The sequence below is a fragment of the Aromatoleum bremense genome (assembly GCF_017894365.1).
Classification (GTDB): Bacteria; Pseudomonadota; Gammaproteobacteria; order Burkholderiales; family Rhodocyclaceae; genus Aromatoleum; species Aromatoleum bremense.
This window is the reverse complement of the sequence record NZ_CP059467.1, coordinates 3,290,418-3,304,629: the sequence shown is the minus strand read 5'-3', so window position 1 is coordinate 3,304,629 and position 14,212 is coordinate 3,290,418. Positions and strand designations below refer to the sequence as shown.

Sequence of the window (14,212 nt, the reverse complement as noted above, 5' to 3'; positions counted from 1 at the left end):
ATGGAAGAAGCCGTTGGCAAACTCTGGCACCGCTGGGTCACCCGCACCGCGCTGGGCAATCACCCCGAGGCGGTCGTCAAGCTGAAGGAGATCGAGCGCACCGCCGGCGTGTTCTTCCGCGCCCTCGGCGGCGATCCCGGCCTGCGCGTCGCCGCCGCCACCGAGGACGAACATGGCGCGCGCCGCAGTCTGCTGAAACGCATCGCGGGCGCCGGCGAGCGGGCCGCCCGCGCGCGCATGGACGCCTCGACGCTGCGGCTGCCGCCGGAGATCGACGCCTTTCCCGAGCGCTCGCTGAACCGCGACCTCTACCTGTGGCTCGCCGCGCTCGCGGCCGCGCACGACGGCATCGAAGCGGGCGGGCCGGACGAGGCCGACAACGACTTCCGCTGCAACCAGTTCGCGACCTGCGCGGCGCTGCACGCGTGGCCAGGGATCGAACCGCGCTACCGGCGCCTCGTCGCCGCCTATCTGCCGACGCGCCCGCGTCCCGAGAAACTCCCCGCCGCCGAAGCCGAACGCGAACGTGCGATTCGCCAGGCGCTCGAAGCGCCGGGCACCGTCCGCGCGCTGCCGCCGGTCCCGTCCGGGACGCCCCCCGCGCAGCCGGTGTTGCTGTGGCTCACCGGTTCCCTGTCCGGCACCGCCGCGAGCCGGCGCAACACCGGCGCCGACCCCGAGCAGACCGCCGACGGCGGGCCGCCGTCCTTCGATGAAAACGAGCGCCACGCCCACCGTGCCGAGCAGGTCGACATGCCGCAGGAAAAGAACGGCCTGCTGATTTTCTTCCGCGCCGAAAGCCTGCTTGCGGTCGCCGAGTTCCTGCGTGTCAATCGCCCGACCGACGACGAGCCGGACCCGAATGCCGCCAGCGCCGCGCGCGACCTCGATCACTTGTCGCTCGCGCAGGATACGGACCGCGTCGCGTCGAAAGTGCGCTTCGATCTCGACCTCCCTTCGGCAGCCGAGGACGACATCGTGCTCGGCGCCGGCATCCCGCTGCCGGAATGGGACTACCGCAAAGGCGTGCTGCTGCAGGATCACGTGCGTCTGGCCGAGCTTGCCGCGCGCGACGCCCCGCCCTGCCCGCTGCCCGAACCGCTGCGGCGCACCGCGCGGCGACTGCACCAGCAGTTCGCCGCGCTGCAGCCCGGCCGGCGCTGGCTGAAAGCGCGTCCCGACGGCACCGAGCTCGACCTCGACGCGGTGGTCCGCGCGCAGACCGACCGCGCGGTCGGACGCAATCCGTCCGATCAACTGTATCTGTCGCTCGAAAAACGCGAACGCGATCTGGCCTGCATGGTGCTCGCCGATCTGTCGCTGTCGACCGACAGCTGGGTGTCGAGCGAAGCGCGCGTCATCGACGTCATCCGCGACGCGCTGCTGCTGTTCGGCGAGGCGCTCGGCGCGACGGGGGATCGTTTCGCGATGGCCGGGTTCTCGTCGGTCAAGCGCAGCCAGGTCCGCTTTCATCGGCTGAAAGACTTCAACGACCGCTTCGACGATCGCATCCGCGGGCGCATCAGCGCGATCAAGCCGGGCTACTACACCCGACTGGGCGCGGCGCTCCGGCACGCAAGCCAGCTGCTTGCAACAGAACAGGCCGCCCGGCGCATCCTGCTGATCCTGTCGGACGGCAAGCCGAACGATCTCGATCTGTACGAAGGACGCTACGGCATCGAGGACACTCGCGTCGCCGTCGGCGAAGCGCGCAAACAGGGCCTCGTTCCGTTCTGTGTCACAATCGACCGCGAGGGCGCGGGCTACCTGCCGCACCTCTTCGGCCCGGCCGGTTACGCGGTGATTCGCAAGCCAGAGGAACTGCCGGCGCGACTTCCGCTGTTCTACGCTCAACTGACACGGTAATCATGCCGCGTATTGCCTGTTCGCCCGGAACCCGGGGCGAAACCCTCTCTTCCACCGCGTGCCCCGCGATCGGGCAAGAGCACGCCGAGACTGAGCGCTTGTGCAGACTGCTCGTTCACGTGCCGCTCCTCAGCGGCTTCAGTCCCGCCGAGATCGCCCGCTTCGCTCACGGCGTGCGCGAGCAGAACGTGGACAGGGGCTGCGTGGTGTTCCACAAGGGCGACCCCTGCCACGGCTTCCACCTGGTGCTGGCCGGCCAGGTCAAGCTCGCATTCACGTCCGCCGAGGGGCACGAGAAAGTCATCGAGATCATCCTTCCGGGCCAGACGTTCGGCGAGGCGGTGATGTTCATGGACAAGCCCTACGTCGTGATGGCCCAGGCGCTGACCGACTGCAAGCTGCTGCATATCTCGAAGAGCGTCGTGTTCGACGAGATGGACCGCGATCCGGTGTTCTGCCGCAAGATCATCGCCGGCCTGTCCCACCGCCTGCACCACCTGATCGCCGACGTCGAGACCTACTCGCTGCGCTCCGGGCGCGAGCGCATCGTCGGCTACCTCCTGCGCCAGGAGGAAATCGACGGCGAACCGAGGACGAACGGCTACGTGTCGGTGCGCCTCCCGACCAGCAAAGGCACGATCGCGTCGCGCCTGAACCTCACCCAGGAACATTTCTCCCGCATCCTGCACGAACTGATTGAAGCCGGGTTAATCTGTGTCGAGGGACGCACGATTCACATCCCGGATATCGAGAAGCTGCGCACGACGCAGGGCCAATTCTAGCTCCTGTCGATCTTGACACTGCGTTCCCGGCAGCGAAGCAGCAATTCCCGAAATGGGTCGCGAGGTCAAGGTTATGGACGCCCCGGTAAGCTGGCAGGAATTCGCCGCCTCGGCAGCTCGCCAGGCGAGCAACCTGCATTTCTCTTCGGTAGCCGCAAAGATGCGCGGGGTGCATGAGCGTATCCACGAGCGGCATCCGCTCATCGAACGCCTCGCGGTCGCGCTCTACGACCCAGACCTGAAACGGCTGCGCACGTTCGTCGACAGCACCGACAGCGGCACCTCGCTGCGAGCTTACGAGTGCCCGCTCGCCGACGTGCCTTCGCTTCTCGCCATTGCCCAGAGTGGCAAGGCCCGAGTCCTCAACGACCTGAGCGCTGCGATCAGCCCCGATTCGCCGCATTCCCGCTGGTTGCTCCACGAAGGCTACCGGTCGAGCCTGACCGTCCCGATCATGCGGAACGAGCAGCTGCTCGGTTTTCTGTTCTTCGATTCGCGCACGCGCGACGCTTTCCCGGACGATGTTGTCGCCGATCTGCTTCTCTCCGGCCATCTCATCGGCATGATCGTCACGCAGGAACTCGCGACAGTGCAGATGCTCGTCGGCGGCCTGCGGCTTGCAAGCCAGTTCGCGCATGTGCGCGATCTCGAAACCGGCGCCCACCTCGACCGCATGGCGCGCTACGCTCGCGTGATCGCCCGGGAACTCGCTCCGGCCCACGGCCTGTCCGACGACTACATCGAAAATGTTTTCCTGTTCGCTGCGCTCCACGACATCGGCAAGATCGGAGTCCCGGACAGCATTCTGCTCAAACCCGGACGGCTCGATGACGCCGAGCGGGACGTGATGCGCGAGCACGTCGCGATGGGCGTCCAGATGGCCGAACGGCTGATCAATGATTTCAGCCTCGCCGGCCTCGAGAACATCGGCATGCTGCGAAACATCGTCAGCGCCCATCACGAACGCATGGACGGCAGCGGCTACCCGAACGGACTGGCGGGCGAGGCCATCCCGCTCGAAGCCCGCATCGTTGCAACCGCCGACGTCTTCGACGCCCTCGCCTGCGCCCGCAGCTACAAGACGGCCTGGACGCTCGACAACGCTTTCGACGAAATCGCCCGGATGGGCGGCGCCAAGCTCTATGCGCCGACCGTCGCGGCCCTGCTCGACTGCCGCGAAGAAGTGGAAGAGATCTACCGCCGCTTCCAGGACGACACCCGGACTCACTAGATCCCCGCTGCCGCGTCCCGGAGCAATGAATCGCCCCGCACCCGGAAGATCGGGGTACCCGTCTCCACCCCCGCAGTTGCGCTATAATCCGGCCCGCGCCGGCATAGCTCAGTTGGTAGAGCAACCGCCTTGTAAGCGGTAGGTCATCTGTTCGAGTCAGATTGTCGGCACCAGCAGCATGAAGGCATCAGCCCGCCCCATGGTCGGGCTTTTTGCTTTTTTGCGCCGGAAACCTGAGCCCTCTCCGCCGCTTCTTTCCTGCAAGCCGCGGTTCAGACCGACACCAGCACGTCCCCCTGGGACTCGGCCAGCACGTGCTTGGTGACGCTCCCGAGCAACAAATCTTCCAGCACGCTTTCGCCATGCTTCCCCATCACGATCAGGTCGCAATCCTGCTCCTGCTCTTGCTCGATGATGTTCCGCGACGCGTCGCCATGGAGGACGATCAGGCGCGTGCGCTCCGGCGGCAACCCCACTTCGTCGCGCAGTTCGCGCAGTTTCCCCAGCGCCTCCTGTCGGGCGGCGATGCGATAACGGGCAAGCAGCTCGTCTTCGATACCCGCGAATCGCAGCTTGCTCTCGAAAGGCACTTCGAACGCATGCAGCAACACGACGTCCGCCCCGGGAGCGACGGCTTGTGCATTGCGCAGCGCGCGCAACGAAAACGGCGAAAAGTCGACCGGCACGAGCAGGGTCCGGTAAGGCTCGTGGGGAGGTTGCTTGGCGATGAGCATCGGCCACCGCGTCTTGCGCACCATCCGCTCGGCGGTGGAGCCGATCAACAGGTGTCGCATGAAACTGCTGCCGCGTGCCCCGAGCACGAGGAGATCGGCGGATATCGTGTCGGCATGGCCGATGATTTCCGGCAACAGGGGACCCGATGCGACCTGGACGCCCGCCGCAACACCGTGATGTTTCAGCAGATTCGCCGCCAGCTCACGCATTTCTTCCCGTGCCGCATCGAGCACCCGCTGTTCGATTTCGGCCGGGACCTCCGCAACAAGAAGGCGAAGCTTTTCCATCGCCGTGACATTCGCGACGTGGAAGAGATCAAGGCGCGCGCCCACTTCGCGGGCCACGAGCGCGGCGCGGTCGGCGGCGTGACGCGCCGGAGCGGAAAGATCGGTTGCGACTAGCAGCCGCTTGACGGGATTCATGACCGCGGCCCTCCATTCGGCAAGAGATGCAATACGGCGAGCATAACTGTCGTTGCGTTCGACATGGCCTGCGCTCGCTGCAGTGCGTCAATACCTGGCCACGATATTACCCTACGTCGGCACGATGGAGTTCCGACGACCAAGATTCGTGCTGCTCGCGACCGTGACGCGTCGCGGAATTGGAGAAACTGATGATGCGCTCGGCACGGCTGGCTGCGGCCGAAGGACCGGTGTGAGCCAATCAGCGGCGGGAACCGCGCGTCCAGGCGCCGCAGGACGTAAAATCGGCCGATGACATCGAATGCATTCAACGACGAGGCGGAGGACGACTCGCCGCCTTCGGTCAAGGAACCGCGGCTGTGGCGTGACGACGGATGGACTGCACGCGTCATCAAGAACGAAGATGACGAAGGATGGGCCGTGGAGATGATCATGGACGGCGAACCCGAGCCGGCCCTGGTCGGACCGTGGACGATGGGGCGCGACAAGAAGAACCCGAAGCCGCTCGACGTCAACGCGTTCAACACGCTCGTCAAGACCGCCTCCGAGGTCCTGCGCCGCCACGAGCAGCAACGGCACGCGATGTTCCACAAGAAGGTCACGGTGAACACCCCCTCCGGACGGATCAGCGTCACGCTCGACATCATCCCCGACGAATTCGACCCGCATGCATTGCTCGCAGCGTTTGATGCCACCGGCGAGGAACTGGCCGTGCTGCGCGTGGACGCCGGGTTCAAGCTGACCACGACCAGCGCGAACGCGTGGCTCGAAACGCTGTTGCCGGATTCAGGCGGCCCGGACCCGGACTCCGTTCACCGCGATAACGGGGATTGACCCGAAGCGGGCACGTGCTCGCCCTGCACATCGGGAGTCGATCACCGCGATTCCTCGAGCAGGAACGAGATCGCGTCGCGCCACCAGCGCTCATCGACATGATCGACCCAGTCGTTGTGTTCCGCGCCCTCCACCACCGCCAGCCGCTTGGGATTCCCGAGCGCCCGATAAAGGGCGGCGCCGAAGCGGGCGGGAACGATGCTGTCCCGCTCCGCGACCACCACCAGCACCGGGCGGCCGAACGACGCCAGATGGGCGGCGCTGTCATACCGGTCATACAGCAGCCACTGCACGGGCAGCCACGGATAGTGGAACGTCGCGACGTTCTCGAGTCGGTCCCAGGGCGTGATGAGCAGCAGCCCGGCAATCCTGTCGCGCTGGCTCGCGCTCGTCGCCGCCACGACGCCGGCGCCGAGTGATTCGCCGATGAGCAGCAGCGGCCCGCCGTGCAGGCGATAGGCGAGCGCGATGGTATGTTCGGCATCGGCGACCAGATTCTGTTCGCCTACCCTGCCGCCACGCGGACCATAGCCCGGATACTCGGCCAGGATCACGCGCAGCCCCAGCCTTGTGAGCAGGGCCGCGTAAAAGTCCCGATGGCCGGCATGGCCGGCGTTGCCGTGAAAGACGATTGCCGTGCCGCGCGCGGGGCTCGCCGGCTCGGCGATAAGGCCGCGAAAGTCCTCGGGCGTCGGCCACGCGCGCAGCCGGTCGGACACCACCTCACTCAGCGTGGCCCTGTCGGGGAAATAAAGCCAACGGTCCTGGAACATGGTGACCCCGGCAATCATGATCAGAGAGGCAATGGCGAGCCGCAGCATCGTTCGGGAGAGCCCTTTCGCCTCGTGCGAGCCCGGCCTGCGCCAGCCAACGCGTTGCGCCTCGCGTGACTGCGCTACGTACGCCCCTTCAGCCGCGACTTCAGATCCGCGAACGGCTGGTGCGTGGCCGGGGAAAGCTCCTCGCTCCCCGCGCTGCGCCCTGCGCAATCCAGGACTCGCGAATGCTCGGCATCGTGGCAATACAGGCAGAGCAGCTCCCAGTTGCTGCCGTCGGACGGGTTGTGGTCGTGATTGTGGTCGCGGTGATGCACGGTGAGCTGATGCACGTTCTCGCGCGTGAATTCGCGTGCACAGCGGCCGCAGATCCACGGATAGATCTTGAGCGCCCGCTCACGATACCCCTGCTCGCGCTGCTCCCTGGCGCGTCGCGCCTCGGCGACGAGCCGGTCGAGCCGCTCGTGATCCGGTTTGCTCATCTCGACTGCTCCCACGAAATGGCCGTGCCGGCGCACATTGTCGCGCGGCAAGCGAGGCGATTCAAATACCCCAGGCACGACCGGCGATCGACTTGTCTGGAGCAAAGATGCTCACCCATCCCAATCTGCCCTCGCACGCGATGGCGTTACCATGAGCGGCTACGACAACCATGATGAGACACGCCTCGCAGTTCGAGGCGATACTTTGGAGCGAGCAGGATGGATATTGCAGTGATGGGTGCCGGCGCGGTCGGCTGCTACTACGGCGGGATGCTCGCGCGTGCGGGCCACGACGTGGTCCTGATCGGCCGGGCGCCGCATGTCGAGGCGGTGCAGCGCGACGGGCTGTTCCTCGATACCCAGACCTTCCAGGCACGTGTACCGATGCGCGCGAGCACCGACGCCGGCGCCGTGCGGGGGGCGCAACTCGTGCTGTGCTGCGTGAAGTCGACGGATACCGCCGATGCAGCGGCGGAAATGGCACCGCATCTTGCACCCGCCGCGCTGCTGCTAAGCCTGCAAAACGGCGTCGACAACGCATCGCGGCTGCAGGCGCTGCTCGGACGCGAGGTCGCGCCGGCGGTGGTCTATGTCGCGACCGAAATGGCCGGACCGGGCCACGTCAGGCACCATGGACGCGGCGAGCTCGTGATCGGCCCAACGGCCGCGAGCGAGGCGCTGGCGAAGCTGTTCGCCGAGGCCGGCGTGCCGGTGCAGATCTCGGACAACGTGATGGGCGCGCTATGGGCCAAGCTGATCCTCAACTGCGCGTACAACGCGCTGTCCGCGATCACGCAACTGCCTTACGGTCGCCTCGTGCGCGGCGAAGGGGTCGAAGACGTGATGCGTGACGTCATGCGGGAGTGCCTCACCGTCGCGCAGGCCGAAGGCGTGAATGTGCCGGGGGATCCGTGGGAAGCGGTGCAGCATATCGCCCGCACGATGCCGACGCAGTTTTCCTCCACCGCGCAGGACCTCGCGCGCGGCAAACGCAGCGAGATCGACCATCTCAACGGCTACGTGCTGCGCAAGGGCGAGGCCTTCGGCATTGCGACGCCAGTCAATCGCGTCCTGCACAGCCTGGTCAAGCTGCTCGAAGCGCGGCAAGCCGGCTGAAGAACCGGAAAGCCGGCGTCACGACGCGTACGCGTAAAAAGTCCCTCCGTGCCTCCGGCTTACTCGCCCTTGAGCGAGCGCTGCAGGACTTCGAGCACCGTCCTCAGGTCCTCGATCGGCACCTGCCCGGGCGCCGATGCCTTCTGGCCGACCGCGAAGCTCACCGACGAGCCGAACACCCAGCCGAACAGGCGGCTCAGCGAACCATAGGCGCCCATCGACATGCTGATGACCGGAAGCCGAATCTTCTTCTGCGCTTCCAGTGTCGCCTGCAGCAGCGTCAGCACGTCCTCGAGCCCTTGCGGCATCACCGCGACCTTGGCGATGTCGGCGCCCGCTTCTTCCATCGCGACGAGCTTCGCGACGATCTCGTCGGCCGGCGGCGTCTTCTGGAAGTTATGGAACGATGCGATGAGTTTCGTGCCGGTCTCGCAGGCGAGCGCGACGGCCTGCTCGAAATGCTCCGGCTCGCTGCTCAACTCATAGTCGAGGAAGTCGACCGCGCTCGAACGGGCGACCGCCCGGTACATCGACAGCACCTGCTCCTCGGAGATGCCGATCGTCTCGCCGCCTTCGCGGGTCGAGCGGCGCGTGAAGATGAGCGGAATGCCGGCCGAACTCGTGCGGATCTTCTTCGCGAGCTCGACGACACGGTTAACGTCGGAGATGCCGGAGTAGAAATCGACCCGCCACTCGAGAAGATCGGGCCGCTTCGCGACGATCACCTCCAGCTCGTGCAGCACCGCCGCTTCGTCTCTGCCGACGAGCGGCGCGCAGATCAACGGCTCCTTGCCGCCGGCCACCGGCTGGCCTTTCACTTCGAGCGACCGCGTCATTGCCATGGGTTGATTCCCTTGAAATCTCAAACAGGTCCAGGTTCCGGCACGCCGCCGAACCCCTGACGGAGGGATGCCGGAATTTCCGAAAACACAGTTCACGCACTACAAACCCGGCCGGCCGACAGCATAGCGTCGCCAGCCCGTTCCTTGTAGCCGGGGCCGCAGCTTGTCTCGGCATTTTTCAGGCAATATTCATTGACGGCATCTATGAAGTCGACTATAGTTCTGTTTCTCCGACGCGGGGTGGAGCAGTCTGGCAGCTCGTCGGGCTCATAACCCGAAGGTCGCAGGTTCAAATCCTGCCCCCGCAACCAAATAAGTACAAAAAACCCAATCACTTCGCGGTGGTTGGGTTTTTGCTTTTTGGCTTCGCTGTGTAGCGGCGCGCGATAATTGGCACCGATTTGCGCGATATTTGGCACTACTACGGCTTTGACGATGCGCAAATGAATTGCGCATGAGTTTCACCCCAGCAGGATTCAACCGTACGGCACCGCAAGTGGTACTTTGCAGCGTTGGCGTTTCCCCAGGAGAGTGGCGCATATGTCAGAGACTACGCAAGCCGTCCCCGCGCGCGTCGATTCCCGGATGCCGACCCTGTTCGTTCCCCATGGTGCCGGCCCCTGCTTCTTCATGGACTGGAACCCGCCCACGGCATGGGACGCGATGGCCGGCTTCCTCAAGAGCGTGGCCGGCACCCTGCCGCAACGCCCGCAGGCCGTGGTCCTCGTTTCAGCGCACTGGCTGGAGCCCGTGTTCAGCGTTACCAGTGGCGTACGGCCGGAGCTGATCTACGACTACTACGGTTTCCCGGCCCACACATACGAACTGCGCTATGACGCCCTTGGCGAGCCCCGCCTGGCGGGGCAGATTGCCGCGCTGCTTGGCCAGGCGCAGCTCCCGGCGAAAATAGACGCCCACCACGGCTTCGATCACGGCATGTTCATTCCGCTGAAGCTGATGTTCCCGACTGCCGATATCCCGGTGGTGCAACTGTCGCTGCGCCGGGATCTCGACCCGCTGGCGCATATGCAGGCAGGCCAGGCGCTGGCGGCGCTGCGTGACGAAGGGGTGTTGATCGTCGGCAGCGGCATGAGCTTTCACAACATGCGCGGTTATGGCGATCCCCGTTTCGGGCCCGTCTCCGACGAGTTCGACCGCTGGCTCACGGCGGCGGTCGAGGCGGCGCCGCAGCACCGCCATCAGGCGTTGGTCGACTGGGCGCAAGCGCCTTCGGCACGTCTTTCGCACCCGCTGCAGGCCGAAGAGCATCTGCTGCCGCTGATGGTGGTCGCCGGTGCCGCGGGCGAGGACGGCGGTCAGCGCGTCTTCTCGGATCGCGTGCTCGAAACTACGCTTTCCGCTTTTCGGTTCGGCTGAAGCAACGACACGATTGCTACCCACGGGATTCGCTTCGAGGCCCGGTTCATGAGTGCGCCACGTGCGCACTCCTTTCGTGCGAGGGAAACCACTTGAGCAATTTTTCGAGACGTTGCGGATCTTGCTGAAGATCACTCAGGCTGTATTTCCCGAGCACTGCCAGGAACGCTTCCTGCGCCTCGTCCATGATGCCCACGAGCCGGCACGACGGCAGGATCCTGCAGGTAGGCTCGTGGCAGTTTATCGGCGTCAGCGTCTCTTCCACGGCCTCGACCACGCTGCGCAAGTTGATTTTCGTGGCCGGACGATTCAAGCGAATGCCGCCGCCTTTTCCCCTGAGGGCTTCGATGTAGCCCAGCCTGGCCAGGTGGTTCACGATCTTGACGAGGTGATTGCGGGGAATGTCGAAATGCTCCGACACGATGGAGATCGTTACCAGTTCGGCGGGTTTTTGCAGTCCGAGAAAAATCAGTGTACGGAACGCGTAATCGGTGTATCGGGTCAGTTGCATCGCGGGCTCTCGGCATGTCCCGGCACTTCTACCCCCCTCCCGCTGGCAGACCCAAACGGGACGGACCGGGCAATCGGCCGTACGCGACAGATTAGCACGTGGCCATCGATAGGTGTATCTGGCATGCAGCTTATGAGGAAGCGAGCGGCCCTTTCGAGCCGCCCGCATTCTGTTTCCGCTCGTCACCGAAGGCGACGCAGCGATCGTCGATAGCGCTAACGGGCCTCAGAGCAGTGCCGGCAACTGTTGCAGCAGCGCCATGCCGTTGCCGAGATGCTTGCCGGTCACGACGTAGCCCACCAATTCGCCCTCGTCGTTGACCGCCTTGCCCGTCAGGCCGGTTTCATCGGCATCCACCGTCCACTGAAGGCCATCGGCAACCGTCACGCCGCCGACCTGGATCGGCATCGCGGGCGTTTTCACTATCGTCGGCATCGCAGGCAGGCGAAGTCCGGTAGGCTCGCCGGCGAGCGTTTTCGCCAGTGCCTGGGCCGCCAGCGACAGGGGATGCATGAACGGCAGCACCAGTCCTTCGATCTCGGCGCAGTCGCCCAGCGCATAGATATGCGCGCTGCTGCTCTGCAACTGCGGATCGACCCGGATTCCCCGATTGACCTGGAGGCCGGTGGCCCTGGCGAGTTCGATGCGGGGCCGCACTCCCGCCGCCGACACCACCGTGTCCACTTCAAAGGTTTCCCCGTCTGAAAGCCGCACGGTGATCCCTCCGGCGCTCGAGTCGAGTGACACGATGCTTTGACCCAGATGCAGCAGGCATCCCTTCTGCACCAGCCTGGTTTCCAGTTCCTGGCTGACGAACTCGGGCAACACCCGGGCAAGCGTACGGGGCGCGACGTCGGTCAGCCACACCTGCTGCCCGCCTTCGACCAGATCGAGCGCGACCTCGGTGCCGGTCAGACCCGCTCCGATCACCAGCACCCGCTTTCCCTGCGAGAGCTGATGCAGATACGTTTCGTAGTCCGCGAGATTGTTCAGCGTGATCACCCGATCGACGGCGTTTCCTTCGAGCGGAGGGATCCACGGACTCGCACCGAGCGCCAGGACGAGATCCCTGTAAGGCTGGATTTTGCCCCCGAAACTGATCGTCTTCGCCTTGGCATCGATCGAATCCACCCGTATATGAGTCTTGATCGTGACGTTGAACTCGCGGGCGAGCTCTTCCGGCGAACGCTGCACCAGATCCGACGGCCCGAGCTTGCGGCTGAATCCGTGGACCAGCTGGGGCTTGGGGTAGTCGGCACCAGCATCCGCGGTGATCACCAGCACCGGCGTGTCCTGGTCCTGCGCCCGGAAAGCACGGACCAGCTGGTAAGTGGCGCTGCCGCCACCGATGATCACGACCGGCGCGGGCTGGAGCCCGTCACCCCGGGAGGCGTCCGCCGCGCCGTCCCGGCGGGGATGCAGGGGTTCAAACTCCGATTTGCCGAGTAGGCATTCGGGGCACAGGAACGTTTCCGGCACGGCGGACCACGGCGTGCCGGCATCGACGCCCTGCCCCGATTCTCCCTTCGCCGGGTCATAAACCCAGCCGCAGGTCCGGCACCTCATCGAACCGCCGTCAGCCGCAGCGACGTTCGGGGTGGCGGCCGCTGCCGCAGCGGTATTTGCGGCCGGTCGGGCCGGTTGTCGGGCGAACGCGGACGCAGGAGCGCTCTCGCCGGCCTCGACAGGTACATGATCGCCACGCCATTGCTGCGCAATGCGCCGGCCGAACGCGAGGCATTCGTCCAAGGCGCCATCGGTGGGCTTCCAGACCGCTTCGATCCCGCCGCTGACGTTGAAGCCCGCCTCCTCCAGCCGCTGGCCGATCCGGTCCACGGCTCCGCCGCTCCAGCCGTGGCTGCCGAATGGCGCCGCGTGCTTGCCGCGGAAACGCAGGCCGCGCATTTCTTCGAGCAGCGCCGCGACCTGAGGCAGCATGCCGTTGTTGACGGTCGGAGAACCGACCAGAATGCCCTTCGATTTGAACACCTGCGTGAGCACGTCGTTCTTGTCCGAGATGGCCAGGTTGAACATCTTGACTTCCACCGACGGGTCGGCCGAACGGATCCCCTTGGTGATCGCCTCTGCCATCTGCCGGGTGCCGTTCCACATCGTGTCGTAGATCAGCGTGATCTGGTTTTCCTGGTAATCGTCGGCCCACGCCAGGTATTGCTCCACGATCTGCGCCGGATTGTCGCGCCAGATGATGCCGTGGGACGTGCAGATCATTTCCAGCGGCAGCTTGAACGACAGCACTTCGTGGATCTTCGCGGTAACACGTGCACTGAACGGCGTGAGGATGTTCGCGTAGTACTTGAGGCACTCGGCGCGCAGTTCCTCCTGGTCCACGAGGTCGTTGAACATCTGCTCGCTGGCGTAGTGCTGGCCGAAGGCGTCATTGCTGAACAGCACCGCATCCCCGGCGAGGTACGTCATCATGCTGTCCGGCCAGTGCAGCATCGGGGCTTCGACGAATACGAACTGCTTGCCGTTGCCCAGATCCAGCGTATCCCCGGTCTTGACCACTTTGAAATTCCAGTCCTTGTGAAAGTGTCCTTTCAGGGACTTGACGCCGTTTTCGGTGCAGTAGATCGGCGTGCCGGGAATCCTCGCCAGTAATGCCGGCAATGCGCCGCTGTGATCGATTTCCGCGTGGTTCGCGATGATGTAGTCGATTTTGTCGAGATCGATTTCCTTTTCCAGATTGTCGACGAACTCCTGCGCGTACGGGCTCCAGACCGTATCGATCAACGCCACCTTTTCCTCGCGCACGAGATAGCTGTTATAGCTCGATCCCTTGTGCGTCGAGTATTCTGCACCATGGAATTCACGCAGCTCCCAATCCTGTTTTCCGACCCACGTGATATTACTTTTCACAGCAAACGACATTGCACGCTCCTGATTATAGAAAGGTATCCGCACCTGAAATACAGGACACAAACCATGAATTTTTAATAAATATACTACATGCTTCTTTATATTATCAACTTGCATTAATCCGCGTGGCACGGAGATGCGAATATGGATTCGTTATTTCATTCATATGCCGCGTCATACCCGACTCTTCCGTCTCAATGAGGGGAACCAGGAGACTGACGCCCCCGCTGGAAGCAAGGATTGCAGGCTAACAGAAGATGTATGTTTCTTGCAACTTCAAATTCAGATAATTCCTGCTGCGTTACCTGTAGCCGTAATTTGCAAGGATCTGAATTGATTTTCGTCAATTCTGGCAATGACT

The 14,212-nt window shown here is 64.3% G+C and carries 12 protein-coding genes and 2 tRNA genes; 8 read left to right on the top strand and 6 right to left on the bottom strand.

What is annotated here, in order from left to right:
• The 4 genes from pbN1_RS15520 to pbN1_RS15505 all read left to right on the top strand — a co-directional run bounded on the left by pbN1_RS15520 (position 1) and on the right by pbN1_RS15505 (position 4,052).
• The gene (locus tag pbN1_RS15520) at positions 1–1,866 is read left to right on the top strand and encodes a nitric oxide reductase activation protein NorD (RefSeq protein WP_169202008.1); all 1,866 of its coding nucleotides are present in this window, start codon (positions 1–3) and stop codon (positions 1,864–1,866) included.
• Between the two features lie 2 nt (positions 1,867–1,868).
• Positions 1,869–2,648, top strand: a complete 780-nt coding sequence (locus tag pbN1_RS15515; protein ID WP_011235970.1) for a Crp/Fnr family transcriptional regulator — start codon at positions 1,869–1,871, stop codon at positions 2,646–2,648.
• Between the two features lie 73 nt (positions 2,649–2,721).
• The gene (locus tag pbN1_RS15510; RefSeq protein WP_168953959.1) at positions 2,722–3,879 is read left to right on the top strand and encodes an HD-GYP domain-containing protein; all 1,158 of its coding nucleotides are present in this window, start codon (positions 2,722–2,724) and stop codon (positions 3,877–3,879) included.
• Positions 3,880–3,976: 97 nt separating this feature from the next.
• A tRNA-Thr gene (locus pbN1_RS15505) sits at positions 3,977–4,052 on the top strand.
• Positions 4,053–4,151: 99 nt separating this feature from the next.
• On the opposite strand, the gene pbN1_RS15500 is transcribed toward pbN1_RS15505, so the two are convergent.
• Entirely contained in the window at positions 4,152–5,036 is an 885-nt protein-coding gene (locus pbN1_RS15500; protein WP_168953731.1) for a universal stress protein, read from the bottom strand.
• A gap of 291 nt (positions 5,037–5,327) precedes the next feature.
• Between pbN1_RS15500 and pbN1_RS15495 the strand changes: the two genes are divergently transcribed.
• Positions 5,328–5,870 carry a hypothetical protein gene (locus tag pbN1_RS15495; protein WP_169202007.1) on the top strand — a complete coding sequence of 181 codons (543 nt, stop codon included), beginning with the start codon at positions 5,328–5,330 and terminating at the stop codon, positions 5,868–5,870.
• 41 nt (positions 5,871–5,911) lie between these two features.
• On the opposite strand, the gene pbN1_RS15490 is transcribed toward pbN1_RS15495, so the two are convergent.
• A complete protein-coding gene (locus pbN1_RS15490) occupies positions 5,912–6,691 on the bottom strand; it encodes an alpha/beta hydrolase (RefSeq protein WP_210147532.1) in 780 nt (259 codons plus the stop codon).
• Between the two features lie 74 nt (positions 6,692–6,765).
• Complete coding sequence (locus pbN1_RS15485; RefSeq protein WP_169202006.1) at positions 6,766–7,128, bottom strand: YajD family HNH nuclease; 363 nt, start codon at positions 7,126–7,128, stop codon at positions 6,766–6,768.
• 219 nt (positions 7,129–7,347) lie between these two features.
• Here pbN1_RS15485 and pbN1_RS15480 point away from each other — a divergent pair, with 219 nt between their 5' ends.
• A complete protein-coding gene (locus pbN1_RS15480) occupies positions 7,348–8,244 on the top strand; it encodes a ketopantoate reductase family protein (protein ID WP_169202005.1) in 897 nt (298 codons plus the stop codon).
• A gap of 59 nt (positions 8,245–8,303) precedes the next feature.
• Here the strand turns inward: pbN1_RS15480 and aroD are convergent, their stop codons facing one another.
• Entirely contained in the window at positions 8,304–9,086 is a 783-nt protein-coding gene (gene aroD, locus pbN1_RS15475; protein ID WP_169202004.1) for a type I 3-dehydroquinate dehydratase, read from the bottom strand.
• Between the two features lie 234 nt (positions 9,087–9,320).
• Here aroD and pbN1_RS15470 point away from each other — a divergent pair.
• Both pbN1_RS15470 and pbN1_RS15465 read left to right on the top strand, forming a co-directional pair.
• Positions 9,321–9,397 (top strand) — tRNA-Met (locus pbN1_RS15470).
• A gap of 229 nt (positions 9,398–9,626) precedes the next feature.
• On the top strand, positions 9,627–10,463 hold the full coding sequence (locus pbN1_RS15465) for a DODA-type extradiol aromatic ring-opening family dioxygenase (RefSeq protein WP_169202003.1): 837 nt from the start codon (positions 9,627–9,629) through the stop codon (positions 10,461–10,463).
• Positions 10,464–10,509: 46 nt separating this feature from the next.
• On the opposite strand, the gene pbN1_RS15460 is transcribed toward pbN1_RS15465, so the two are convergent.
• Together pbN1_RS15460 and norV are read right to left on the bottom strand one after the other, a co-directional pair.
• Complete coding sequence (locus pbN1_RS15460) at positions 10,510–10,974, bottom strand: Rrf2 family transcriptional regulator (RefSeq protein WP_169202002.1); 465 nt, start codon at positions 10,972–10,974, stop codon at positions 10,510–10,512.
• 225 nt (positions 10,975–11,199) lie between these two features.
• Positions 11,200–13,968: an anaerobic nitric oxide reductase flavorubredoxin gene (gene norV, locus pbN1_RS15455; RefSeq protein ID WP_210147531.1), complete on the bottom strand. Its 2,769-nt coding sequence runs from the start codon at positions 13,966–13,968 to the stop codon at positions 11,200–11,202.
• Between the last annotated feature and the right edge of the window lie 244 nt (positions 13,969–14,212).

Bases quoted from the DNA above. Each gene is read 5' to 3' on its own strand.
- pbN1_RS15520 (WP_169202008.1), top strand. From the start codon at position 1: ATGGAAGAAGCCGTTGGCAAACTCTGGCACCGCTGGGTCACCCGCACC.
- pbN1_RS15515 (WP_011235970.1), top strand. From the start codon at position 1,869: ATGCCGCGTATTGCCTGTTCGCCCGGAACCCGGGGCGAAACCCTCTCT.
- pbN1_RS15510 (WP_168953959.1), top strand. From the start codon at position 2,722: ATGGACGCCCCGGTAAGCTGGCAGGAATTCGCCGCCTCGGCAGCTCGC.
- pbN1_RS15500 (WP_168953731.1), bottom strand. From the start codon at position 5,036: ATGAATCCCGTCAAGCGGCTGCTAGTCGCAACCGATCTTTCCGCTCCG.
- pbN1_RS15495 (WP_169202007.1), top strand. From the start codon at position 5,328: ATGACATCGAATGCATTCAACGACGAGGCGGAGGACGACTCGCCGCCT.
- pbN1_RS15490 (WP_210147532.1), bottom strand. From the start codon at position 6,691: ATGCTGCGGCTCGCCATTGCCTCTCTGATCATGATTGCCGGGGTCACC.
- pbN1_RS15485 (WP_169202006.1), bottom strand. From the start codon at position 7,128: ATGAGCAAACCGGATCACGAGCGGCTCGACCGGCTCGTCGCCGAGGCG.
- pbN1_RS15480 (WP_169202005.1), top strand. From the start codon at position 7,348: ATGGATATTGCAGTGATGGGTGCCGGCGCGGTCGGCTGCTACTACGGC.
- aroD (WP_169202004.1), bottom strand. From the start codon at position 9,086: ATGGCAATGACGCGGTCGCTCGAAGTGAAAGGCCAGCCGGTGGCCGGC.
- pbN1_RS15465 (WP_169202003.1), top strand. From the start codon at position 9,627: ATGTCAGAGACTACGCAAGCCGTCCCCGCGCGCGTCGATTCCCGGATG.
- pbN1_RS15460 (WP_169202002.1), bottom strand. From the start codon at position 10,974: ATGCAACTGACCCGATACACCGATTACGCGTTCCGTACACTGATTTTT.
- norV (WP_210147531.1), bottom strand. From the start codon at position 13,968: ATGCAAGTTGATAATATAAAGAAGCATGTAGTATATTTATTAAAAATT.